Annotated in this window: 20 protein-coding genes; 6 read left to right on the top strand and 14 right to left on the bottom strand. The window is 66.2% G+C overall.

The window, feature by feature from the left end:
- The first annotated feature begins 190 nt into the window (after positions 1–190).
- The 6 genes from tkt (at position 191) to G6N08_RS17035 (ending at position 7,351) form a co-directional block, all read left to right on the top strand.
- Positions 191–2,302, top strand: coding sequence for a transketolase (tkt, locus tag G6N08_RS17010; RefSeq protein ID WP_163759180.1), 2,112 nt, complete (start codon positions 191–193; stop codon positions 2,300–2,302).
- Positions 2,303–2,343: 41 nt separating this feature from the next.
- The gene (gene tal / locus G6N08_RS17015; protein ID WP_163759182.1) at positions 2,344–3,468 is read left to right on the top strand and encodes a transaldolase; all 1,125 of its coding nucleotides are present in this window, start codon (positions 2,344–2,346) and stop codon (positions 3,466–3,468) included.
- Positions 3,465–5,030: a glucose-6-phosphate dehydrogenase gene (gene zwf, locus G6N08_RS17020; RefSeq protein ID WP_163759184.1), complete on the top strand. Its 1,566-nt coding sequence runs from the start codon at positions 3,465–3,467 to the stop codon at positions 5,028–5,030. The genes tal and zwf overlap by 4 nt, the downstream gene beginning before the upstream one ends.
- A 49-nt stretch (positions 5,031–5,079) precedes the next feature.
- Positions 5,080–5,991: a glucose-6-phosphate dehydrogenase assembly protein OpcA gene (opcA, locus tag G6N08_RS17025; RefSeq protein WP_163759185.1), complete on the top strand. Its 912-nt coding sequence runs from the start codon at positions 5,080–5,082 to the stop codon at positions 5,989–5,991.
- Positions 5,988–6,746, top strand: coding sequence for a 6-phosphogluconolactonase (gene pgl / locus G6N08_RS17030; RefSeq protein WP_163759187.1), 759 nt, complete (start codon positions 5,988–5,990; stop codon positions 6,744–6,746). The genes opcA and pgl overlap by 4 nt, the downstream gene beginning before the upstream one ends.
- Before the next feature lie 227 nt (positions 6,747–6,973).
- Entirely contained in the window at positions 6,974–7,351 is a 378-nt protein-coding gene (locus G6N08_RS17035) for an ATPase (RefSeq protein WP_163760804.1), read from the top strand.
- A 62-nt stretch (positions 7,352–7,413) separates the two neighbouring features.
- Here the strand turns inward: G6N08_RS17035 and secG are convergent, their stop codons facing one another.
- From secG to G6N08_RS17105, 14 genes are all read right to left on the bottom strand, one after another.
- Positions 7,414–7,647 (bottom strand): preprotein translocase subunit SecG, encoded by a 234-nt coding sequence (gene secG, locus G6N08_RS17040; protein ID WP_163759189.1) that lies wholly within the window; start codon positions 7,645–7,647, stop codon positions 7,414–7,416.
- Between the two features lie 30 nt (positions 7,648–7,677).
- Complete coding sequence (gene tpiA / locus G6N08_RS17045) at positions 7,678–8,463, bottom strand: triose-phosphate isomerase (protein ID WP_163759191.1); 786 nt, start codon at positions 8,461–8,463, stop codon at positions 7,678–7,680.
- A gap of 14 nt (positions 8,464–8,477) precedes the next feature.
- A complete protein-coding gene (locus G6N08_RS17050; protein WP_163759193.1) occupies positions 8,478–9,692 on the bottom strand; it encodes a phosphoglycerate kinase in 1,215 nt (404 codons plus the stop codon).
- Between the two features lie 2 nt (positions 9,693–9,694).
- On the bottom strand, positions 9,695–10,717 hold the full coding sequence (gap, locus tag G6N08_RS17055) for a type I glyceraldehyde-3-phosphate dehydrogenase (protein WP_163759195.1): 1,023 nt from the start codon (positions 10,715–10,717) through the stop codon (positions 9,695–9,697).
- A gap of 244 nt (positions 10,718–10,961) precedes the next feature.
- Positions 10,962–12,380 carry a phytoene desaturase family protein gene (locus G6N08_RS17060; RefSeq protein WP_163759197.1) on the bottom strand — a complete coding sequence of 473 codons (1,419 nt, stop codon included), beginning with the start codon at positions 12,378–12,380 and terminating at the stop codon, positions 10,962–10,964.
- A complete protein-coding gene (locus G6N08_RS17065) occupies positions 12,377–14,137 on the bottom strand; it encodes a DUF3556 domain-containing protein (RefSeq protein WP_163759199.1) in 1,761 nt (586 codons plus the stop codon). Before G6N08_RS17065 ends, G6N08_RS17060 begins: the two co-directional genes overlap by 4 nt.
- Before the next feature lie 159 nt (positions 14,138–14,296).
- On the bottom strand, positions 14,297–15,274 hold the full coding sequence (whiA, locus tag G6N08_RS17070; RefSeq protein ID WP_163760807.1) for a DNA-binding protein WhiA: 978 nt from the start codon (positions 15,272–15,274) through the stop codon (positions 14,297–14,299).
- Entirely contained in the window at positions 15,271–16,341 is a 1,071-nt protein-coding gene (gene yvcK / locus G6N08_RS17075) for a uridine diphosphate-N-acetylglucosamine-binding protein YvcK (RefSeq protein WP_163759202.1), read from the bottom strand. Before yvcK ends, whiA begins: the two co-directional genes overlap by 4 nt.
- Complete coding sequence (gene rapZ, locus G6N08_RS17080) at positions 16,338–17,294, bottom strand: RNase adapter RapZ (RefSeq protein ID WP_246216791.1); 957 nt, start codon at positions 17,292–17,294, stop codon at positions 16,338–16,340. The genes yvcK and rapZ overlap by 4 nt, the downstream gene beginning before the upstream one ends.
- A complete protein-coding gene (gene uvrC / locus G6N08_RS17085; RefSeq protein ID WP_163759203.1) occupies positions 17,294–19,273 on the bottom strand; it encodes an excinuclease ABC subunit UvrC in 1,980 nt (659 codons plus the stop codon). The genes rapZ and uvrC overlap by 1 nt, the downstream gene beginning before the upstream one ends.
- 170 nt (positions 19,274–19,443) lie before the next feature.
- The gene (locus G6N08_RS17090; RefSeq protein ID WP_163759205.1) at positions 19,444–19,932 is read right to left on the bottom strand and encodes a PH domain-containing protein; all 489 of its coding nucleotides are present in this window, start codon (positions 19,930–19,932) and stop codon (positions 19,444–19,446) included.
- Positions 19,929–20,411 (bottom strand): 6,7-dimethyl-8-ribityllumazine synthase, encoded by a 483-nt coding sequence (gene ribH, locus G6N08_RS17095; protein ID WP_163759207.1) that lies wholly within the window; start codon positions 20,409–20,411, stop codon positions 19,929–19,931. The genes G6N08_RS17090 and ribH overlap by 4 nt, the downstream gene beginning before the upstream one ends.
- Before the next feature lie 16 nt (positions 20,412–20,427).
- Positions 20,428–21,705 (bottom strand): bifunctional 3,4-dihydroxy-2-butanone-4-phosphate synthase/GTP cyclohydrolase II, encoded by a 1,278-nt coding sequence (locus G6N08_RS17100; protein ID WP_163759209.1) that lies wholly within the window; start codon positions 21,703–21,705, stop codon positions 20,428–20,430.
- A 115-nt stretch (positions 21,706–21,820) separates the two neighbouring features.
- On the bottom strand, positions 21,821–22,420 hold the full coding sequence (locus G6N08_RS17105; RefSeq protein WP_163759211.1) for a riboflavin synthase: 600 nt from the start codon (positions 22,418–22,420) through the stop codon (positions 21,821–21,823).
- Between the last annotated feature and the right edge of the window lie 56 nt (positions 22,421–22,476).

The raw sequence follows: 22,476 nt of genomic DNA on the forward strand, positions 1-22,476 counted from the left end.
CCGCCGAACCGCAGGGTCGCCTGCCGGGGCTCATCTGCGGTGAGGCCACGGCGCCGTGGCCTACCCGTGGTTTTCGCCCGTGGTTTTCGTCACTGGTCGAGCGGGTACGCCCAGATGGCAGCCTGCAGCTCGCAGCAAGCCCGCACTAGTGTTAGGCGGGAACCAGTGAGTCGACTTGAGGATGACGTTGATGACGACGGTGGAAGACTTTTCTGCGCTAACCCGGCCCCGGTACCCCGATGACTGGACCGACATCGACTCGGCCGCGGTGGACACTATCCGGGTGCTGGCCGCCGACGCGGTCCAGAAGGTGGGCAATGGTCACCCGGGTACGGCGATGAGTCTGGCTCCGCTGGCCTACACGTTATTTCAGCGGGTGATGCGTCACGACCCCAGCGACCCCGCCTGGATCGGCCGCGACCGCTTCGTGCTGTCCTGCGGGCACAGCAGCCTCACCCTCTATATTCAGCTCTACCTGGGCGGCTTCGGTCTGGAACTGTCTGATATCGAGGCCTATCGCACCTGGGGATCCAAAACCCCGGGACATCCCGAGTACCGGCACACGCCCGGTGTGGAGATCACCACCGGCCCGCTCGGGCAGGGCTTGGCGTCGGCGGTGGGCATGGCGATGGCGTCGCGCTATGAACGTGGCCTGTTTGACCCGGACGCCCCTCCGGGAACAAGCCCGTTCGACCACTACATCTATGTGATCGCCTCCGACGGCGACATCGAGGAGGGTGTGACGTCGGAAGCGTCGTCGCTGGCCGCGGTGCAACAGCTGGGCAACCTCATCGTGTTCTACGACCACAACCAGATCTCCATCGAAGATGACACCACGATCGCGCTGTGCGAGGACACCGCGGCCCGCTACCGGGCCTACGGCTGGCATGTGCAGGAGGTGGAGGGCGGCGAGAATGTGGTCGGGATCTTGGCTGCCATCGCCGAAGCCAAGGCGGTGACCGATCGGCCCTCGTTCATCTCGGTGCGCACCGTCATCGGCTATCCCGCGCCACACCTGATGAACACCGGCAAAGCTCACGGCGCCGCGCTCGGCGAGGACGAGGTGGCCGCGGTCAAAAAGGTCCTCGGGTTCGATCCGGACAAAAGTTTCCAGGTCAGCGACGAGGTGCTGGCGCACACCCGCAAGCTGGTGGACCGCGGCAGGCAGGCGCACCAACGGTGGCAGCCCGAGTTCGACGCATGGGCGCAACGCGAACCGGAGCGCAAGGCGTTATTGGACCGGTTGCTGGCGCAACAGCTGCCGGACGGCTGGGATGCCGAGCTGCCGCAGTGGGAGCCGGGTTCGGGGCACGTCGCCACCCGCAAGGCGTCCGGGGAGGTGCTGGCGGCCCTGGGCCCGAAACTGCCCGAGTTGTGGGGCGGTTCGGCCGACCTGGCCGGCAGTAATAACACCACCATCAAGGGTGTGAAATCCTTTGGGCCGCCGTCGATCTCTACCAAGGAGTTCACCGCGGACTGGTATGGGCGCACTCTGCATTTCGGGATCCGGGAGCACGCGATGGGCGCGATTCTGTCCGGCATCGTGCTGCACGGGCCCACCCGTGCCTACGGCGGCACGTTCCTGACGTTTTCCGACTATATGCGGCCCGCGGTGCGGCTGGCCGCGTTGATGCAGATCGACACCATCTACGTGTGGACACACGACTCGATCGGATTGGGCGAGGACGGGCCGACGCACCAGCCGATCGAGCACCTGGCGGCGTTGCGCGCCATCCCGCATTTGTCGGTGGTACGTCCCGCCGACGCCAACGAAACCGCCTACGCCTGGCGTACCATCCTGGCCCGAGGTGCCGGCGTCGGGCAGGGAAGCCGGGTCGCCGGTCCGACCGGGCTGATCCTGACCCGCCAAGGTGTTCCGGTCCTGGAGGGCACCAGCGCCGACGGTGTCGCCCGGGGCGGTTACGTGCTCGGCGGCGCCGGCGACGAGCAGCCCGACGTCGTGCTGATCGGCACCGGCTCAGAGCTTCAGTTGTGTGTCGAGGCTAAAAAACTTTTGGCGGACAAGGGTATTACCGCGCGAGTGGTCTCGATGCCGTGCGTGGAATGGTTCGAGGCCCAACCCTACGACTATCAGGACAGCGTGCTACCGCCCGCGGTGTCGGCCCGGGTCGCCGTCGAGGCCGGTATCGCGCAATGCTGGCACAGGTGGGTGGGCGACACCGGGCAGATCGTGTCGATCGAACGCTACGGCGAATCAGCGGACTACAAAACCTTGTTCCGCGAGTTCGGTTTCACTCCGCAAGCCGTTGTCGCCGCGGCCGAGCGGGCACTGGATAACTGAAGAAACCAGCACCGGAAATCTCGAGAAGAAGGGCAACGCAGATGACCTCACCGGCTCAGAACCCCAACCTCGCCGCTCTGAGTGCCGCAGGCGTGTCCGTGTGGCTGGACGACCTTTCCCGTGACCGGATCACATCCGGAAATCTGCAGGAACTCATCGACACCAAATGCGTCGTCGGGATCACCAGCAACCCGACCATCTTCCAGAAGGCGCTCTCGCACGGGGATGTCTATGCCGACCAGATCGCTGAACTGGCTACTCGCGGTGTCGATGTCGACACGGCGGTGCGCACTATCGTGACCGACGACGTGCGCGCCGCCTGTGACGTGATGGCATCGGTATATCAGGCGACCGGCGGTGTCGACGGCCGGGTGTCGCTGGAAGTCGACCCGCGGCTGGCCAACGAGACCGACAAGACCGTCGAGCAGGCGGTCATGCTGTGGAAGATGGTCGACCGCCCCAATTTGTTCATCAAGATCCCGGCCACCAAGGCCGGTCTGCCGGCCATCACCACGGCGCTGGCGCAAGGGGTTTCGGTCAATGTGACGCTGATCTTCTCTGTCGAGCGGCACCGCGAGGTTATGGACGCGTACCTGACCGGGCTGGAACGTGCCCGCGAAGCCGGACACGACGTGTCGAAAATCCATTCGGTGGCATCGTTTTTCGTCTCCCGGGTGGACACCGAAGTCGACAACCGGCTGGAGAAGATCGGCTCGGAAGAAGCACTCGCGTTGCGCGGCCAGGCCGGTATCGCCAATGCGCGCCTGGCGTATGCAGCCTACCAGGAGGTGTTCAGCGGCGAACGCTATCAAGCGCTCAAAGCCGACGGTGCCCGCGTGCAACGGCCGCTGTGGGCATCGACCGGGGTGAAAAACCCCGCTTACCCCGACACCATGTATGTCACCGAACTCGTCGCTCCCAACACCGTGAACACCATGCCGGAGCAGACAATCAACGCTGTTGCCGACCACGGTGTCATCAAGGGTGACACGGTCAGCGGCACCGCCCCGGCGGCACAGCAGGTGTTCGACAAGCTGGCGGCGATCGGCATCGACCTGAGCGACGTGTTCGCGGTCTTAGAGGATGACGGCGTGCAGAAGTTCGTTGCGTCCTGGAACGAACTGTTGCGGGAAACCCAGGCTCAGCTGAGCTCCGCCACCAAATGAGCTCTGAGAGCATCCGGGGCCGCGCAGCGACTGCTGCTGATCAGTGGCGTAACCCGCTGCGGGACAAGCGAGACAAGCGGCTGCCCAGGATCGCCGGTCCGTGCGGCATGGTGATTTTCGGCGTCACCGGCGACCTTGCCCGCAAAAAGCTGATGCCCGCCATCTACGACCTGGCCAACCGCGGTCTGCTGCACCCGCGTTTCGCCCTGGTGGGGTTTGCCCGCAGGGACTGGGACCACGAGGATTTCGGGCAGGTCGTCTACCAGGCTGTGAAAGACCACAGCCGTACCCCGTTTCGGCAGGTGACATGGGACCGGCTGGCGGAGGGGTTTCGTTTCGTGCCGGGGACGTTCGACGACGACGCGGCGTTCGCCCGCCTCGCCGAAACCCTGGACAAACTCGAAGCCGAGCGCGGCACTCGCGGCAACCATGCCTTCTACCTGGCCATCCCCCCGAAGCTCTTCCCGCTGGCGTGTCAACAGCTGCAGAAGTCCGGGCTGGCCTGCCCGCAAGACGGGCGGTGGAGCCGGGTGGTCATCGAGAAACCGTTCGGTCATGACCAGCGCAGCGCACGCGCACTGAACCAGGTGGTCAATGCGGTCTTTCCCGAGGAGTCGGTGTTCCGTATCGACCACTATCTGGGTAAGGAGACGGTGCAGAACATCCTGGCGCTGAGGTTCGCCAACCAGCTCTTCGACCCGATCTGGAACGCGAATTACGTCGATCACGTGCAGATCACCATGGCCGAAGATATCGGACTCGGGGGCCGGGCCGGCTACTACGACGGCATCGGCGCAGCCCGCGACGTGATCCAGAACCACCTCATGCAGCTGCTGGCGTTGACGGCCATGGAAGAGCCAGTCAGCTTCCAGCCCTCGCAGTTACAGGCCGAGAAAATCAAAGTGCTCTCGGCGACTCGGCTCGCTCAGCCGTTGGACCAAACCACCAGTCGTGGGCAGTACACGGCCGGTTGGCAGGGCGGGCAGAAAGTAATCGGGTTGCTCGACGAGGAAGGGTTCGCTAAAGATTCGATCACCGAGACGTTCGCCGCCATCACACTGGAAGTCGACACCCGTCGGTGGGCCGGTGTGCCGTTTTATCTGCGGACGGGCAAGCGGCTGGCGCGCCGGGTGACCGAGATCGCACTGGTGTTCAAACGTGCGCCGCATCTGCCGTTCGACGAAACCATGACCGGCGAGCTGGGTACTAACGCACTGGTTATCCGGGTGCAGCCTGATGAGGGGATCACGCTGCGGTTCGGGTCCAAAGTTCCCGGCACCGCTATGGAAGTCCGTGACGTCAATATGGACTTCTCCTACGGCTCGGCGTTCGCTGAGGATTCGCCGGAGGCCTACGAACGGCTCATCCTCGATGTGCTGCTCGGTGAGCCGTCCCTGTTTCCGGTCAACGCGGAAGTTGAATTAGCTTGGGAGATCCTCGATCCCGTCCTTGAGAACTGGGCTGCGCATGGGAAACCCGATCCCTACGAGGCCGGCACCTGGGGTCCCGCGTCGTCGTTGGAGATGCTTCGCCGCGCCGGCCGGGAATGGCGGCGGCCGTGATCCGCGCCGGCGGCGATGCAGAACGAGGCGATGAGGAGAAGCGGCGCAGATGATCGTCGACATGCTGGACACCAGCACCACCGCAATCAACGACAAGCTGAACGAGTTACGCCGGCGGGTCGGCGCAGTCACCAGGGGCCGGGTGATGACGCTCATCATCGCGCCGGACAGCGATGCCCGGTTGGACGAGTCCATCGACGCAGCCAATTTCGCAAGCCACGAGCATCCCAGCCGGATAATCGTCGTGATGACCGAGGCTTCGGGGGGCGCTGAGGCGCGACTTGACGCACAGTTACGCACCGGCGGTGACACCGGCGCCGGAGAGGTTGTGGTGCTGCGGCTTTCCGGCCCGCTTTCCATGCACGCCGACAGCGTGGTCATGCCGTTTATGTTGCCCGACACCCCGATAGTGGCGTGGTGGCCCGACACTGCTCCCCCGGTACCGGCTCAAGACCCGCTGGGGAAGTTGGCGATTCGCCGCATTACGGACGCGACGAACAGCGAGGACCCATTGTCTGCGATCAAAAGCCGGTTGTCGGGCTACACCCCCGGCGACACGGACCTGGCGTGGAGCCGGATCACTCACTGGCGGGCGTTGCTCACTGCGACGGTCGACCAGCCACCGTACGAGCCGATCACCTCGGCACTGGTGTCCGGCCTCAAGACCGAGCCAGCACTTGACATCCTGGCCGGCTGGCTGGCCAGCCGGATCGACGGGCCGGTGCGACGCGCCGTCGGTGAGCTCAAAGTCGAGCTGGTGCGCTGCACCGAGACGGTGACGTTGAGCAGACCCCAGGACGGGGTGACGGCCACATTAAGCCGGACAGGCCGACCCGATGCCTTGGTTCCCTTGCCGCGCAGGGAAACTCGCGAGTGCCTCGCCGAGGATCTGCGGCGCCTGGACCCTGATGACATCTACTTCGCTGCGCTCGGCGGCATCAACAAGGTGCAGTACATATGAGCACGATCACCGAAATCTATCCCGACAGCGAAGCTCTCGTCGCGGCCGCAGCTCAACGACTGGTGGGCGTCATTGAAGCCGCGATGGCGGCCAGAGGACGTGCGCTGATCGTGCTGACCGGGGGCGGGAACGGCACCGCGCTGCTGCGCCGCCTCGGTGACCACGCCCAGCAGCTCGACTGGTCACACATACACCTGTTCTGGGGTGACGAACGCTACGTTCCCGAAAACGACGCCGAGCGCAACGATAAGCAGGCCCGTGTTGCCTTACTGGATCGTATCGCCATCCCGGCCCGCAACGTCCATGCGATGCCCGCCAGTGACGGCGAATTCGGCAATGATCTGGAGGCGGCGGCACTGGCTTACGAACAGGTGCTGGCGGCCAACGCCGAGCCGGGCGATCCGGCACCGAACTTCGACGTCCATCTGCTCGGCGTCGGGCCGGAGGGACATGTCAATTCATTGTTCCCCCACAGCGCGGCGGTGCATGAGGGCAGCCGCATGGTGGTGGGGGTCGACGACTCTCCCAAACCACCGCCGCGACGACTCACCCTGACACTGCCCGCGATCCGGCGCTCCCGCGAGGTCTGGATGCTGGTGTCGGGAGCCGAGAAGGCCGAGGCGGTGGCCGCCGCAGTCGCCGGCGCTGATCCGGTGGCGGTGCCGGCCGCCGGGGCGGTCGGCCGCGAGAAGACCCTCTGGCTGCTGGACAGCGCGGCAGCGGCCAAACTCCCCGGCCAGCGGCGGCTGGCTTAAGCCCGGCGGCGAGGACGCGGCACCGGAGGTGCGGCCCGCTCAGAGCCGCGGCCCCGCTCGACACGCGCGTCGGCATATCCGGTGGTGTACTCATCGAGCCGCCGCGTGACCTCGGATGTTCCCGCGGCGCTGTGCGCACGGTATCGCCGCCAGCTTCGGTTGCAGTGTCGTCGCCGCACACCGGTGAGATGGTAAAGCACGTTTCGGCGGTTCCCGCGACGGTCATAATGGCGGTCATGGCCGACAAAACCGCCCGCGCCGGCTCGGAGCGCCAGCGGCTCAGGACACTGGCGCAGGCCGCGTTGAATGCCGATCTCACGGTGCAGCAGTTGGACGCGGTGCTCGCCGACATGACCACGTCGCTGTCAGGCCTTAACGGTGCGTTGGACACCTTCGAAGACAGCCTGGGACATCTCAACACCACCCTGGGCAAACTTGACGAACTGGCGCCGAGGCTCAGCGCTGTGGTCGACCGGATGGAGGTCATCGTTGGGCGAGTCGAGCACATCGTCGATCTGGCCGAGGCGGTGACCGCGCCCCTTTCGGCGACCGAACAGGCGGTGCGCGGTGTGCTCAGCGCTCTGCGCAACCGGGCCGCGCGTTAAGCTCACGGCCACCGCCGCCGTGCCGATAAGCCGACGAAACCTGTTATGGTGCCGGGTATTTCTCAGCGGTATTTGATCAGCAGCGCCATGCCGATAATGGCCACCAGCCAGATCCCGGTGATGAACAGTGTTAACCGGTCGAGATTTTTTTCCACGACCGTCGACCCCGACAGCGCGGACTGCACACCGCCGCCGAACAGTGTCGACAAGCCCCCGCCCTTGGCGCGGTGCAGCAGCACCAGCAGCACCACGAGCACGCTGGTGATGACCAGGATGATCTGCAGGGCCAACTCCATATCAGCTACCCTAGCGGTATCAGCATCCGGTCACGGCAGCGGCCCGCCGGCGGCGATGGCGCACATGGTGGCGAACTGCTCCCCGTCCAGCGACGCCCCCCCGACCAGCGCCCCGTCGACGTCGTCTGCCGCGATGATGTCGCCGATATTCTTCGCGTTCACCGAGCCCCCGTACAGCACCCGCACCCCCCCGGCAACCTGCGGTGACGCCAGCGCACCCAGCTCCGTGCGGATCGCCGCGCACACCTCTTGGGCATCGGCGGCGCCGGCCACCCGCCCGGTGCCGATGGCCCAGACCGGCTCGTAGGCGATGACCACGCCTCCGATCTGCTCTGCCGAGAGCCCTGCCAGCGATCCGCGCAGTTGCCCGATGTTGTGGGCCACATGATCCCCGGCCTCGCGGACCTCGAGATGCTCACCGATACACACGATCGGGGTCAGTCCGTGCCGCAGTGCTGCAGCGGCCTTGGCCGCCACCAGCGCGTCATCCTCGGCGTGGTAGGTGCGCCGCTCGGAGTGGCCGACGACGACGTACGTGCACCCCAGCTTGGCGAGGAAAGCGCCGCTGATGTCACCGGTGTAAGCACCGGCGTCGTGCGGCGAAAGGTCCTGGGCCCCATAGGTCAGTCGCAGTTTGTCACCGTCGACCAAAGTCTGCACGCTGCGCAGGTCGGTGAACGGCGGGAGCACCGCGGCGTCGACCTTGTCGTAGTACTTGTCCGGTAGTGCGAACGCGATCTTCTGCACCAGCGCGATCGCTTCGAAGTGGTTGAGGTTCATCTTCCAGTTGCCCGCGATCAGCGGTTTACGGCTCATCAGCATCCTTCGCGTCAGGTGTTCAGCACCTCGAGGCCGGGGAGCGCTTTGCCCTCAAGGTATTCCAGTGACGCGCCGCCGCCGGTGGAAATGTGCGAAAAGCCGTCTTCGGGCAGGCCCAGTGTGCGCACCGCAGCGGCCGAGTCGCCGCCGCCGACCACGCTGAACGCGCCTTTGGCGGTGGCCGTCACGATCGCCTCGGCGACGCCTCGGGTACCCGCGGCGAACGCCGGGAACTCGAACACCCCCATCGGGCCGTTCCAGAAGATGGTTTTGGCGTTGGACAGCAGCGCGGCGAAACGCTGGACTGATCCCGGCCCGATGTCCAGGCCCATCTTGTCTGCTGGAATCTGTTCTGCTGCGGCTATTTCCGATGGAGCATCGGGTGCGAAAGTCCCGGCCACCGCGAAATCGACAGGCAGCCGCAGCACATCGCAGTACGCGTCGAGCAACCTCTGGCAGGTGTCGATCATATCCGCCTCCAGCAGCGATTTACCTACTGAGAAACCCTGCGCTGCAAGAAATGTGAAGCACATACCACCGCCGATCACGATGCTGTCAGCTTGGGTCGCCAGCGATTCGATCACGCCCAGCTTGTCGGACACCTTCGATCCGCCCAGGACCACCGCGTACGGACGCTGCTGTGATTTGGTCAAGCGTTGCAGCACACGAGTCTCGGCGGCTACCAGCTTGCCCGCATAGGAGGGCAGCAAGGTTGCCACATCGTAGACCGAGGCCTGTTTGCGGTGCACGACACCGAACCCGTCGGAGACGAAAGCGCCTTTGTCCCCGACGAGTTCGGCCAGCTGCGTGGCTAATGCCAAGCGTTCGGCGTCTTTTTTGCTGGTTTCACGCGGATCGAAGCGGACGTTCTCCAACAGGAGGGCTTTCCCGCCGGCCAACTGCTGTGCCCGCGCCCGGGCGTCGGGACCGGTGACGTCGCGGGACAGCTGGATATCCCCACCCAGCTGCTGCCCCAGCACCGTCGCGACCGGCGCCAGCGACAGCTTGGGATCGGGCCCGCTGTCGGGCCGGCCCAGGTGAGCGGCCACCACGACCTTGGCGCCCGCGTCGAGCAGCGCCCGCAGCGTCGGCACCGAAGCCGTGATACGGCCCGCGTCGGTGACCGTGCCGTCCTCGGCTAACGGAACATTGAGATCGCAGCGCACCAGCACTCCTCGACCCGAAACTCCCTCGGCGAGAAGATCGTCCAGCGTTTTGATGCTCACGGCTAGAGTGACTTGCCCACCAGGGCGACCAGGTCGACCAGGCGGTTGGAGTAGCCCCACTCGTTGTCGTACCAGGACACCACCTTGGTTTGGTTGTCGATCACCTTGGTCAGGCCGGCGTCGAAGATCGAGCTGTGGGGATCGGTGACGATATCGGAGGAGACAATTGGCGCGTCGTAGTACTTGAGGATGCCCTTGAGCGCACCCTCGGCGGCCGCCCTGAACGCGGCGTTGACCTCGTCGACGCCGGCCGGCCTGGACAACTCGGCGGTCAGGTCGGTGACCGAGCCGGTGGGCACCGGAACCCGCAGCGCGTACCCGTCGAGTTTGCCGTTGAGCTCGGGTAACACCAGTCCGATCGCCTTGGCCGCCCCGGTGGAGGTCGGCACGATGTTCAGCGCGGCGGCCCGGGCGCGGCGCAGATCCTTGTGCGGACCGTCCTGCAGGTTCTGGTCCTGGGTGTAGGCGTGAATCGTTGTCATCAGACCCTTGACGATGCCGAACTCGTCGTTGAGCACCTTGGCCAGCGGCGCCAGGCAGTTGGTCGTGCACGAGGCGTTGGAGATGACGTTTTGGCTGCCGTCGTACTTGTCGTCGTTGACGCCCAGACAGATGGTGATGTCCGGGTCGGTGGCCGGCGCGGAAATGATGACTTTCTTCGCGCCCGCCTGCAGGTGGCCTCGAGCCTTGGCGGCGTGGGTGAAAAGCCCGGTGGATTCGACGACCACATCGACACCCAGGTCAGCCCACGGCATAGCTGCCGGGCCTTCACGGACTTCAAGAGCCTTGATCTTGGCGGTGCCCACGACGATGGTGTCCTCGCCGTCCAGGCCGACGTCGCAGGGCAGCCGCCCCAGAATCGAGTCGAATTTGAGCAGATGCGCCAGGGTGGCGTTATCGGTGATGTCGTTGACGGCCACCACCTGGATGTCGGTGCCCGCACCCTGGGCCTGCTGCGCCAGCAGCGCCCGATAGAAGTTGCGTCCGATCCGGCCGAAGCCGTTGATGCCCACTCGGACCGTCACGTCTGTCTCCTTAGTCCGCTGGTGTGATCCGCCCGTCAGCCTAATGGGGCGACCACCACGATGCGCTCGCGGCCGCGGGCCCGTCGCCGGTCCCGGTGCGACATCAGTCACACCCCGGCCACGACTTCACCGGCCAACCCGGGTGACGCGCCACATCGGCACACCCGGATCCCGCACCATGCGGCACCTGTGGGAACCTGCCGGCTATCCGGAACATTGAGAGCACCACCTTCGTGCCCAGTTCCTAGTGCGCACGCAGCCGGCGCAGCGCCGATTCGGCCGCGTGGTAGCCGCACAGGCCGTGGATGCCGCCGCCGGGCGGGGTGGATTGCGAGCACAGGTAGACACCGGGCACCCCAGTGAAATAGGGGTCACGGGCGATGCGGGGGCGGAACAGAACCTGCAAACGGTCGTTGGCGCCGCCGATGATGTCACCGCCGATGAAGTTGGGGTTGTAGGCCGCCAGTTCGGCGGTCGACGTGCTGACCGTCGCGGTGATGCGCTCACGGAATCCGGGCGCGAACCGCTCGATCTGGTCGATGACGGCGGCGGTGGCGTCACCGGTGTAACCGAACGGCACGTGGGCGTACGCCCAGATCGGATTGATCGGGCCGGCCGAGCGCGACCGGTCAGCCAGATACTGCTGCCCGACGAGCACGAAGGGCCGCTGCGGCATACGTCCCTGGGCGCGCTGGCGTTCGCTGTCCGCGATCTCGGCGACGCTGCCGCCGAGATGGACCGTGCCCGCACGCGCACACGCCGGATTGGTCCACGGGATATCACCCTCGATCGCGAAGTCGACCTTGAACGCCGAGGAGCCTTGCCGATAGCGCTGAAAGGAGCGCCTGATCCGGGGGGGCAGGAGATCGCCGTAGAGCTCGCACACCGCGGCCGGGCTCAGGTCGAGCATCACCAGGTCAGCAGCCGGAATGTCATGGCGGTCGGTGATACGGACACCGGTGGTGATCGTGCCGCCGCGCTCGCGCAGCGCAGCGACCAGGGCGTCCACGATCGACCCGGAGCCGCCTTCGGCCACCGGCCACCCATACCGGTGGCCACTGGCCAACATCACCAACCCCAGCGCTGAGGTCAGCGGCCGGTCCAACCGGGTGTAGATGTGCGCGGCCGTGCCGGCGAATAACGCGCGAGCCTGTTCGGTGCGAAACCAGCGGGCCAGCACCGTGGCCGGCAGCACCGCCCGCGGCCCGAATGTGGCCAGCCGGATCGGGTGACGCGGAATATGCAGCACCGGCCGCAGCAGATCCTGGGCCAGGTCGTCGAAACCGGCCACCAGGTCACCCAGCACGTGCCGCCACCGCGGCCCGTCGCGGCCAAGGCCCGCGGCGGTGTCATCGATGGACTGATACAGCACGCCGGCGCTGCCGTCGTCGAGCGGGTGCGCGCAGTCGACCTCCGGCCATTTCCAGCGCAGTCCATAGCGGTCCAGGCCGATCTGCTGCCACAGCGGAGAGCCCACCCCCATCGGGTGAAATGCCGAGCAGTGGTCGTGGATGACACCGGGGACCATCAGCTCACCCGAGCGTGCACCCCCGCCCGCCGTGTCGCGGGCCTCCAGCACGTGGACGTCGATACCATTGCGCGCCAGGTGAATTGCGGCAGCCAGGCCGTTGGGCCCGGCGCCGACGACGACCGCGGTGGTCATCGTGGCGCGGTGCGGGTGTGATGGGCTGTGAGGTAGACCGGGAACTGGTCCCCGGGTTCGGGCCAGGGCTGGCGACTCAGCATGTCGGCGACCTTGACATAGCCTTGTTCGATCAGGCCGGTCTTGGCGTCGACAATGCGATACCACTGCCGTTGCGTATGGATCGGCTGACCCTCCACGACGATGATGCGAACATCGCCCTCGCCGAAATGGCAGCGCCGCTGCACCGCCGCGAGAAGCTGCTCGTTGTGCAAGTGACCTTCGCCGAAGTTCCAGCCGACAAGTGACCCGGCCACCAGTTCGCCCTCCCGCACGCTGTAGCAGGTTTCGTTTTCCACAGCGCGCGGCAACAACCCGTTGAGCGCCCGGCCGTGGGTGTGCATGGACCGAAACGCGGCGCCCATGTCGGTGGTCATCTCAGCGGTCGCCGGATCGTAAAGCCTGGCCAGTTGTTTGACGGTCAGCGCAGAGCTCTTGACGACGTTGGCCTCGATTGTGTCCTCGGCGTTCGCGCGGAAACACCACACGCTGGTGGCCCAGTTGCCGGCGTAGTAGCGCATCGCCGGAAGAAATGAAACCTGTTGGGGGAAAATGTTTCCCACGATCGGCACCACGGCCAGCGCGAACACCAGGATAGCCAGTAGCAGCGGTGACTGCAGATCGGTGGCGTGGATGCTGCCGTAGTGGCCGAACAGGTAGAACAGCGAAAAGATGAAAAAAACGTTCCACTCCAACGGAACTCCCATCGGGAAGTTGGAAATGATGTTGAGGTGGAACAGCACCATGAAACCGATGAGCGGCCACGACCACGCTTGACCGTCGGCGACGAACACCAGCAGCCCCGGGACCAGGAATTCCGCTGTGGTACCGCCGACATGCGCCAGGAAGGTGGGCAGCCAGGATGGGCGCAGGTCGTTGAGGGGGTCGCGGTACAGCATGTGCTTGAACCGGTCGAATATCCTGCTGCGCAGCAGCGCATTGTTGCTGATCATCGCTGCTACCACGTAGGGGAAGTGGTGGTTGAGCTTGGAGGTCGCGGCTCCCCACCACAGCGCCAGCATGATGATCTTGAACGCCGCGATCTGGTCGGTGAACGGGAAGAAGAACACGAACAGTTTCAGCCAGTAGTGTTCGGCGCGGGCGGCCAAAAAGATCGTTTTGTCGCGCAGACCCAGCACAGCCAGCGCGACGATGACCGGCGCCACCCGGGCCGGGTTGATCAGCCCCACGTCACCGCTACCGGTGACCGGGCCACCGTATCCGGGTGACACCAAGGCCCACGCCCCCGAGACCACCACGATCGCATAGAGCACGACGTCGACGACAGTGCGGGTGTCCCCGCTGGTGAACGGCACCTTGCCCGGCCACGGTGGCAGACGAATCGTGTTGGGCCGCAACCAATAAAGAAACCCGCCGATCGGTGGCCAGAACCGGCCGGTCAGCGGGCCGGAACCACAGCCCAGACCCAGCACCTCGAACAGCAGCGTGAAGACGACGACCTTCTGGTACACGATCGGCTGCGTCCACCAGTGGCCGATCTGACCGAGTCCGCCCAGGCCCGGTGTCAACGAGATGATCGCGGCGGGCGCAGCAACGTACACCGCGATCTTGATCACGTACACCAGGTACGCTACCGAGGGCGTGCCGAAACCGTGTTCCACCCAGTGGCGGGTCACCACTTGCAGCCGGGCGGCCCGTGGCAGGGTGCGCCACGTCTCCCGGTCAACGTCGGGGAGATCCGGTGTCATGAATCCCATGGCTGCCTCTCCGCGCAGGACCGGCCGGCGGCGGCCACGTCGTCATGGGCCGTTGTCTGCGTGCCGGCATATGCGCTCCGGACGCCGGCCACAGGCGCATCGGTGTTCTGCGCATGAACTTCGGTTGCCGTGGCGACGGCCACGAGCGCCAGCTGAACGTTACACATCCTCCAGCAGATCCGGGGTCACCGCCGATTCGGTGTCCGGGATGCCCTCCTGTTTCGCCTTGCGATCCGCCATCGACAGCAGCCGCCGGATCCGACCGGCCACCGCATCTTTGGTCATCGGAGGATCGGCAAGCCGGCCCAGTTCCTCCAGCGAAGCCTGCCGGTGCTCGATACGCAGCTTGCCGGCGGCGGCCAGATGATCGGGCACACTGTCGCCGAGTATCTCCAACGCCCGCTCCACCCGGGCTGCCGCCGCCACCGCCGCCCGCGCGGAGCGGCGCAGGTTAGCGTCATCGAAGTTGGCCAGCCGGTTGGCGGTCGCGCGCACCTCCCGGCGCATCCGGCGCTCCTCCCAAATCAGCCGAGTGTCGTTGGCGCCCATCCGCGTCAGCAACGCACCGATCGCCTCGCCGTCGCGCACCACCACGCGGTCGGCGCCGCGCACTTCACGGGCTTTGGCGCTGACCCCAAGCCGCCGCGCCGCGCCCACCAACGCCAGCGCGGCCTCCGGACCCGGGCAGCTGACCTCCAACGCCGACGAGCGCCCCGGCTCGGTCAGCGATCCGTGCGCCAAAAAGGCGCCCCGCCAAGCTGCTTCGGCGTCAGCGATACTGCCGCCGACGACCTGGGCCGGCAGGCCACGCACCGGGCGCCCGCGCTGGTCGAGCAGTCCGGTCTGGCGGGCCAGCGCCTCACCGTCGTTGGCGACCCGCACCACATAACGGGTCTGCTTGCGAATCCCGCTGGCTGACAACATGTGTACTGCCGCGTTGTAACCGTATAGCTCGAAGATCTCTCGGCGCAGCCGGCGTGCTACGCTGCCCGAATCCAGCTCCGCCTCCACAACCACGCGGCCGCCGACGATGTGCAGCCCCCCGGCAAACCGCAATAATGACGTGACTTCGGCGCGCCGAGCACTGACCGAGTTGATCACCAGCCGGCTCAGCTCGTCTTTGACTTCGGCTGTCATTGCCACGCGTCGTCACCCCTCGGTCCGTTACCTCCCGGTCCGTGTGCGCCGGCCTGTTGCCGTTCAGCTTCGATCGGCACCGGGGCGGTCACCGGCGACGGCCCCGGTCCAGTGTCACGCATCCGCACCCCGTCCAGCGCCGCCGCCAGTTTGTCCGGGTCGTGTAATGGTGTACCAGGTCTGGACACGTCAGCGAAGCGGACCTCAGCTTCGAGTAGTGTTGCGGTGCGGCGCAGTTGGTCTCGCTCCCGCTCGCTGGGCACCCGCTCGGCGTCGATGATGACGTCGTGCACGGTAAAACCGGGCGCATGCTGAGCCAGCACGTGCAAATGGCGCTCGACCGAGAACCCGGCAGTTTCCCCCGGCTCCGCCACCAGGTTGAGCACCAGGGCGCGGCGTGCCGTGGTCGCCCGCAGCGCCGCCGCCAGCCCGGGCACCAGCACGTGCGGGATCACGCTGGTGAACCACGAACCAGGGCCCAGCACGACCAGGTCGGCCGCCATGATCGCGTCGACGGCTTGCCGGGTGGCCGGCGGGTCGGGGGGCAACAACCGCACCCGCCGCACCTTTCCCGGTGTGGTGGCTATCGCCACCTGGCCACGGATCACCCGAAATATCCGCGGGTCGGCCTCTAAACCAGCCACGTCGGCTTCAATCTGCAGGGCGATCGGGCACATCGGCAGTACTCTGCCCTTGACACCGAGGATGCGCCCGAGCTCGTCGAGGGCCGCGACCGGGTCGCCCAGCACCTCGTTGAGGCCGGCGAGCAACAGGTTGCCGATCGGGTGTCCGGCCAGCGCCCCGCTGCCGCCGAATCGGTGCTGCAGGATAGTGGCCCACAGCCGTCCGTACGGGCTGTCAGATGCCAACGCCGCCAACGCCATTCGCAGATCACCCGGTGGCACTACGTCCAATTCGCTGCGCAGCCGACCCGACGAGCCGCCGTCGTCGGCCACCGTGACCACGGCGGTGACGTGCGGGGTCAACCGGCGGGCGGCCGACAGCGTCGCATACAGACCATGTCCGCCGCCTAGAGCGACGATGCTGTGGCTTTTTTCCAGGCTCATTCGCGACCCAGGTCCCGGTGCAGCACCCGCACGGATAGCTGCGCATTGCGTCCCAGCAGCTGCGCCAACGCCTCGGCGATGACGACACTGCGATGCTTGCCGCCGGTGCAGCCGATGGCAACAGTCATGTAGCGCTTCCCCTCCTTGCGGTAGCCGTCGACAACCAGGGATAGCAATCGATGGTAGGTGTCGAGGAACTCTGCCGCGCCGTTCTGGCCCAGCACGTAGTCGCGCACCGCCGGATGCTGACCGGTGTGGGGCCGCAACTCGTCGACCCAGTGCGGATTAGGCAAGAAGCGCACGTCCATCACCATGTCCGCGTCCATCGGCAGACCGTATTTGAAGCCGAACGACTCGACCGTCACGCTGGTGTGCGCGACGGTCTCGCCGCCGAATGCGCGTTCGATGCTTTCGCGTAAGGCTCGCACCGACAGGGTCGACGTGTCGATGATCAGGTCGGCGGTGGCACGCACCGGCGACAGCATCTCACGCTCCGCGGCGATCCCTTCCACCAGCGTCTGCTCGCCTTGGAGCGGATGGCTGCGGCGATTCTGCTCGTAACGGCGCACCAGCGTGTCGTCGGAGGCTTCCATAAACAGCACCCGCGGGGTGATGTTGCGGGTCGCCAGGTCGTTGCGCACCCAGTCCAGGTCCCCGGTGAACCCACGCGAGCGCACATCCATCACCACCGCAAGCTGGGTGATCCGCGATCCGGCCGCCAGCCCGAAGTCCACCATGCGGGTGATCAGTTGCGGAGGCAGATTGTCGGCGACATACCAACCGAGGTCCTCGAGCACCTTGGCCGCGGTACCGCGCCCGGCGCCGGACAGCCCGGTCACCAAAACCACATCGATACCCGACTGCGGTGCACCGACGGGTTGGCCGGCCTGCTTGTTTGGCGGTTCGGCTTTCACCCCGCCCACCCGTTTCTCGTCATCTATGATCCGGCCCATCATCCGGTCCCCTGTCCGGCCGTGTGCTGATCATACGTCGGGGCTTCCGTTTTCGAACCGGGTCGGCCCGGCCGCAACGCTTCGAGCACCGCCGTCGCTGTCGCGACACCGATGCCCGGCACAGCGGTGATCTCCTCAACGGTGGCCTCCCGGAGGCGGGACACCGATCCGAAATGACTGACCAGTGCTTTGCGCCGGTGCTCACCCAGTCCCGGCACCGCGTCCAGCGCCGACGCCGTCATGCGCTTGGAGCGCTTGCTGCGGTGATAGCTGATGGCGAAGCGGTGCGCCTCATCGCGAATCCGCTGCAACAGATACAATCCCTCGGAATTGCGCGGCAAGATGATCGGCTCGGGTTCCGAAGGCACCCACACCTCTTCGAGCCGCTTCGCGAGGCCGATGACCGCGATATCGGTGATGCCGAGTTCGTCGAGAACCGCTGCCGCCGCGTTGACCTGCGGAGCACCGCCGTCGACGACGTAGACGTTGGGCGGATAGGCGAAACGACGCGACTTTCCTTCGGGGGCAGGCACATCTGAGTCCTGAAGGTGACGCAGGAACCGGCGCCGGGTGACTTCGGCGATGGAAGCGACGTCGTCGGAGCGGCCCTGCCCGGCGGCCTCCCGGATGGCGAAGTGACGATAGTCGGACTTGCGTGGCAGCCCGTCCTCGAAAACCACCAGCGAGCCGACCACATCGGTGCCCTGGACGTGACTGACGTCGACGCATTCGATTCGCAGCGGTGCGTCGGCCAGTCCCAACGCATCCTGGATGTTCTGCAGCGCAGCGGATCTGGCGTTGAAATCTCCGGCTCGTTTCAGCTTATGTTGCTGCAGGGCCTCTTTCGCGTTTCTCTGGACGGTTTCGGCCAGCACCCGTTTGTCGCCGCGTCGCGGCACCCGCAGCATAACCCGTGTGCCGCGCAGACCTGAGAGCCAGCTCGCCAGCTCGTCGGCATTGGGCGGCAGGCACGGCACCAGCACCTCACGCGGCACCGGGTTGGCGGACTCGTCGGCAGCATCGCCCAGCTCCGCCTGCTCACCGTAGAACTGGGTCAAAAACTGTTCGACCAGCTGTGCTTCGCCGGAATCGCCAGGGTCACCGGGTTTTTCGACGACCCAGCCACGCTGGCCGCGAACCCGGCCGCCACGCACGTGAAATACCTGGACGGCGGCTTCGAGCTCGTCGTCGGCGAACGCGACCACATCGGCGTCGGTCCCGTCACTGAGCACCACGGTCTGCTTCTCCAGGGCTCGCCTGAGCGCCGACAGGTCGTCACGCAGCCGGGCAGCGCGTTCGAAATCCAGTTGTTCGGCTGCGGCGTTCATCTGCTGCTCGAGGTCGCGAGCGAACCGCTCGGTTTTGCCCGACAGAAAATCGCAGAAATCGTTCACGATCTGGCGGTGCTGCTCGGCGCTGACCAGGCCGATGCATGGCGCCGAACATTTGTCGATGTAGCCGAGCAGGCATGGCCGCCCGATCTGCCTGTGACGCTTGAACACTCCCGTCGAGCAGGTGCGAGCCGGAAATACCCGGGTGAGCAAATCGAGCGTCTCCCGGATCGCCCAGGCGTGCGAGTACGGGCCGAAATAGCGCACCCCCTTGCGCCGGGGGCCGCGGTAGACCATCAACCGGGGAAATTCTTCATTGAGGGTGACCGCCAGCACCGGATAGGACTTGTCGTCGCGGTAGCGGACGTTGAACCGCGGGTCGAACTCCTTGATCCAGTTGTATTCCAGCTGCAGTGCCTCGACCTCGGTGCTGACCACCGTCCACTCCACCTTGGCCGCGGTGGTCACCATCTGGCGGGTGCGCGGGTTCAGGCTGGCGACGTCAGTGAAATATGAGGTCAGCCGGCTACGCAGACTTTTGGCCTTACCGACGTAGATGACTCGCCCATGCTGATCCCGGAACCGGTAGACACCCGGCTCCGCCGGGATGGATCCGGGCGCGGGGCGGTACGTCGCGGGATCAGGCACTCTTTCTAGGCTAGTGGCCGCCGGAAGGGGGCCGAGAACGACGGTCGGGCCTGCGGACCGGGCCGGGGCTGTGTACCCCCGCGGGGTGAACCGGCGCAGCCGGGCGGCTCGGCGGGGATAGTGACCGCCTGGTGTCCGCCGGGTTCGGGCGACGTGCCGCCCGGCGCACACTACGCCGAGGACGTGTCATCGGCGGCGGATCTCAGGTCGGGCCGGTAGCGCAGCAGCGAGGCACGCACCGTGTTCATGGCGTCGACGGCGCGGTTTTTGTCGACGGCCTGGATCGCCAATACCGGGATGTACTCGTCCCCGGGCAAGTCGATTCGTGCCCAGCGGGCACCGTCGGGAAATGACACATCGACCACAGCGGACCACGGGATGAGGCGGTAGCCAACGAGATTGCGCACTGATAGCCCGGCAGGGCCCACCCGAAGCCGCGGACGGGCGAGCAGCAACACGAGCCCGGCGATCACTATCCCCAACGCGCCGATCGCCACCTGGTCGGCCGTTTGGAAGACCACCCCGGTGGACTTGGCCTTGAGCAGCGCACCCACCGCGATATGTGCCGCCGCGATCACAAAAGCCGCCCCATAGGCGAAATAGGGTGTCAGATAGGGCCGAATTTCGGCGTCCCAGTCGTGTCCGGAGGTGGCGTTCACGGTTTTGGGCGCAGCTCGCGCAGCGCGAGCGCGGTGGACAGCGCCGCCGCCGTCGCCTGCGCACCCTTGTCCTCGGTGGAGGTCGGCAGCCCGGCCCGCTCCAGCGCTTGCTGCTCGGTGTTGGTGGTCAGCACACCGTTGGCTACCGGTGTGGAGGCGTCCAGCGACACCCGGGTCAGACCCTGAGTCACTGCATCGCAAACATAGTCGAAATGTGGTGTTGCACCGCGGATCACGACACCTAGCGCGACAACAGCGTCATGGTCGCGGGCCAGTGCCTGGGCCACCACCGGGATCTCGATCGCTCCCAGCACCCGGACTACCGTCGGGTTGTCGATACCCCACTCGGCAGCGGTTTTGCGGGCTCCTTCCAGCAGCGCGTCGCAGATCGTGCGGTGCCACGTGCTGGCGACAATGGCAAGCTGCAGCCCGGACGCGTCGAGCGGAGGCATCTCCGGTACACCGGCGCCACCGCTCACCAACCGGCTCCCTGTTTCATAACGCACCACCGAACTCACCTGGCAGATGGGCGGATTCGTGGAAATCGTCCAACCCGGCCAGGTCATGACCCATCCGATCGCGCTTGGTCATCAGATAACGGATATTTTCGGCGTTGGCCCGCACCGGCAGCGGCACCCGTTCGATGATGTGCAGTCCGTAGCCGTCGAGCCCGACACGTTTGGCAGGGTTGTTGGTCAGCAGCCGCATCGAGCGCACCCCGAGATCGACGAGGATCTGCGCGCCAATCCCGTAATCCCTTGCGTCGGCTGGCAACCCGAGCCTTAGGTTAGCTTCCACGGTGTCGGCGCCGGCGTCCTGCAACTGGTAGGCCTGCAGTTTGTGCATCAGGCCGATGCCTCGGCCCTCATGCCCGCGCATGTAGAGCACCACCCCGCGCCCTTCCCGCGCCACCATCGCCATCGCCGCGTCCAACTGCGGCCCGCAGTCACAGCGCCGCGAGCCGAACACATCTCCGGTCAGGCACTCCGAGTGCACCCGCACCAGCACGTCGTCGCCGTCGTTGTGCGGTCCTGCGATTTCGCCGCGAACCAGCGCGACATGTTCGACGTCCTCGTAGATGCTGGTGTAGCCGATTGCGCGAAACTCCCCGTGCCGGGTCGGGATACGCGCCTCAGCGACCCGCTCGACATGCTTTTCGTGTTTGCGTCGCCAGGCGATCAAGTCGGCGATGGTGATCAGCGCGAGACCATGCTCGTCGGCGAACACCCGCAGCTCATCGGTCTGCGCCATCGCGCCCTCGTCCTTCTGGCTCACGATCTCGCAAATCGCGCCGGCGGGCTGCAGCCCTGCCATCCGCGCCAGATCGACGGCAGCCTCGGTGTGGCCGGGACGGCGCAACACCCCACCGTCCTTGGCGCGCAGCGGGACCACGTGTCCGGGCCTGGTGAAATCGTCGGCGACGCTGGCGGGATCGGCCAGTAGCCGCATCGTCGTAGCCCGGTCGGAAGCTGAAATCCCGGTGCCCACACCATTTTTCGCGTCCACCGTGACCGTGTAGGCGGTGCCGTGCTTATCCTGGTTCAGCGCATACATGGGCAGCAGGCCCAGCCGGTCGCAAATCGCGCCGTCCAGCGGCACACACAGATAGCCCGAGGTGTAGCGCACCATGAACGCCACCAGCTCCGGCGTCGCTTTCTCGGCGGCGAAGACGAGGTCACCTTCGTTTTCGCGGTCCTCGTCGTCGATGACGATCACGGCTTTGCCCGCCGCGATATCGGCAACCGCCCGTTCGACGGAATCCAGCCTCGTCATCTCTGCCACCTCGCCCGCGCCCGCCCGAAGCGGGACACGCTCCCGGAAGGGCTCGCGCCACGAGCCCACCTTGCTGTCACCAGTATGAACCACCGCGCGCCGCCGGTGCCGCGGCTTACCGGGCGGACCGCCCCATCAGCCGTTCCACGTATTTGGCGATGACGTCGACCTCGAGATTCACCGGCGTTCCCACCGGGGCGCGGCCCAGGGTGGTCAGCTGCCGGGTGGTGGGGATCAGCGAGACCTCGAACCAGTCTGGGCCCAACCCGGACACGGTCAGCGAGATGCCGTCGACGGTGATCGACCCTTTTTCGACGACGTATCGCGCCAGCGCGGGCGGCAGCTCGATGCGCACCACTTCCCACTCCGGGGACGGGGTGCGGGCCAGGATCGTGCCGGTGCCGTCGATGTGGCCCTGCACGATGTGCCCGCCCAGGCGGCTGTTCAGCGCGACCGCGCGCTCCAGGTTCACCCGGCTGCCGACCCGGATGTCACGTAGGTTGGACCGGTGCAGCGTTTCGGCCATCACGTCGGCGGTGAATTGCCCTCCGGGCAGTACCTCGACAACGGTCAGGCACACACCGTTGACCGCGATCGAATCACCGTGACCGGCATCGGCGGTGACCGCGGGACCGCGGATGGTCAGGCGGGCGCAGTCGGCCACGTCATCCCGGCCGGTCACCTCACCCAATTCTTCGACGATTCCGGTGAACACCGCACCAGGCTAGTCTCCGGCTGGCCGGAAACCTCGCCCCGATCAGGCCCAGCCGG

This window comes from Mycobacterium botniense (genome assembly GCF_010723305.1).
GTDB classification, from domain to species: Bacteria; Actinomycetota; Actinomycetes; order Mycobacteriales; family Mycobacteriaceae; genus Mycobacterium; species Mycobacterium botniense.

Excerpts from the sequence above, each read along its gene's own strand:
- tkt (WP_163759180.1), top strand. The coding sequence starts at position 191 with ATGACGACGGTGGAAGACTTTTCTGCGCTAACCCGGCCCCGGTACCCC.
- tal (WP_163759182.1), top strand. The coding sequence starts at position 2,344 with ATGACCTCACCGGCTCAGAACCCCAACCTCGCCGCTCTGAGTGCCGCA.
- zwf (WP_163759184.1), top strand. The coding sequence starts at position 3,465 with ATGAGCTCTGAGAGCATCCGGGGCCGCGCAGCGACTGCTGCTGATCAG.
- opcA (WP_163759185.1), top strand. The coding sequence starts at position 5,080 with ATGATCGTCGACATGCTGGACACCAGCACCACCGCAATCAACGACAAG.
- pgl (WP_163759187.1), top strand. The coding sequence starts at position 5,988 with ATGAGCACGATCACCGAAATCTATCCCGACAGCGAAGCTCTCGTCGCG.
- G6N08_RS17035 (WP_163760804.1), top strand. The coding sequence starts at position 6,974 with ATGGCGGTCATGGCCGACAAAACCGCCCGCGCCGGCTCGGAGCGCCAG.
- secG (WP_163759189.1), bottom strand. The coding sequence starts at position 7,647 with ATGGAGTTGGCCCTGCAGATCATCCTGGTCATCACCAGCGTGCTCGTG.
- tpiA (WP_163759191.1), bottom strand. The coding sequence starts at position 8,463 with ATGAGCCGTAAACCGCTGATCGCGGGCAACTGGAAGATGAACCTCAAC.
- G6N08_RS17060 (WP_163759197.1), bottom strand. The coding sequence starts at position 12,380 with ATGACCACCGCGGTCGTCGTCGGCGCCGGGCCCAACGGCCTGGCTGCC.
- G6N08_RS17065 (WP_163759199.1), bottom strand. The coding sequence starts at position 14,137 with ATGGGATTCATGACACCGGATCTCCCCGACGTTGACCGGGAGACGTGG.
- whiA (WP_163760807.1), bottom strand. The coding sequence starts at position 15,274 with ATGACAGCCGAAGTCAAAGACGAGCTGAGCCGGCTGGTGATCAACTCG.
- yvcK (WP_163759202.1), bottom strand. The coding sequence starts at position 16,341 with ATGAGCCTGGAAAAAAGCCACAGCATCGTCGCTCTAGGCGGCGGACAT.
- rapZ (WP_246216791.1), bottom strand. The coding sequence starts at position 17,294 with ATGGGCCGGATCATAGATGACGAGAAACGGGTGGGCGGGGTGAAAGCC.
- G6N08_RS17100 (WP_163759209.1), bottom strand. The coding sequence starts at position 21,705 with ATGACGAGGCTGGATTCCGTCGAACGGGCGGTTGCCGATATCGCGGCG.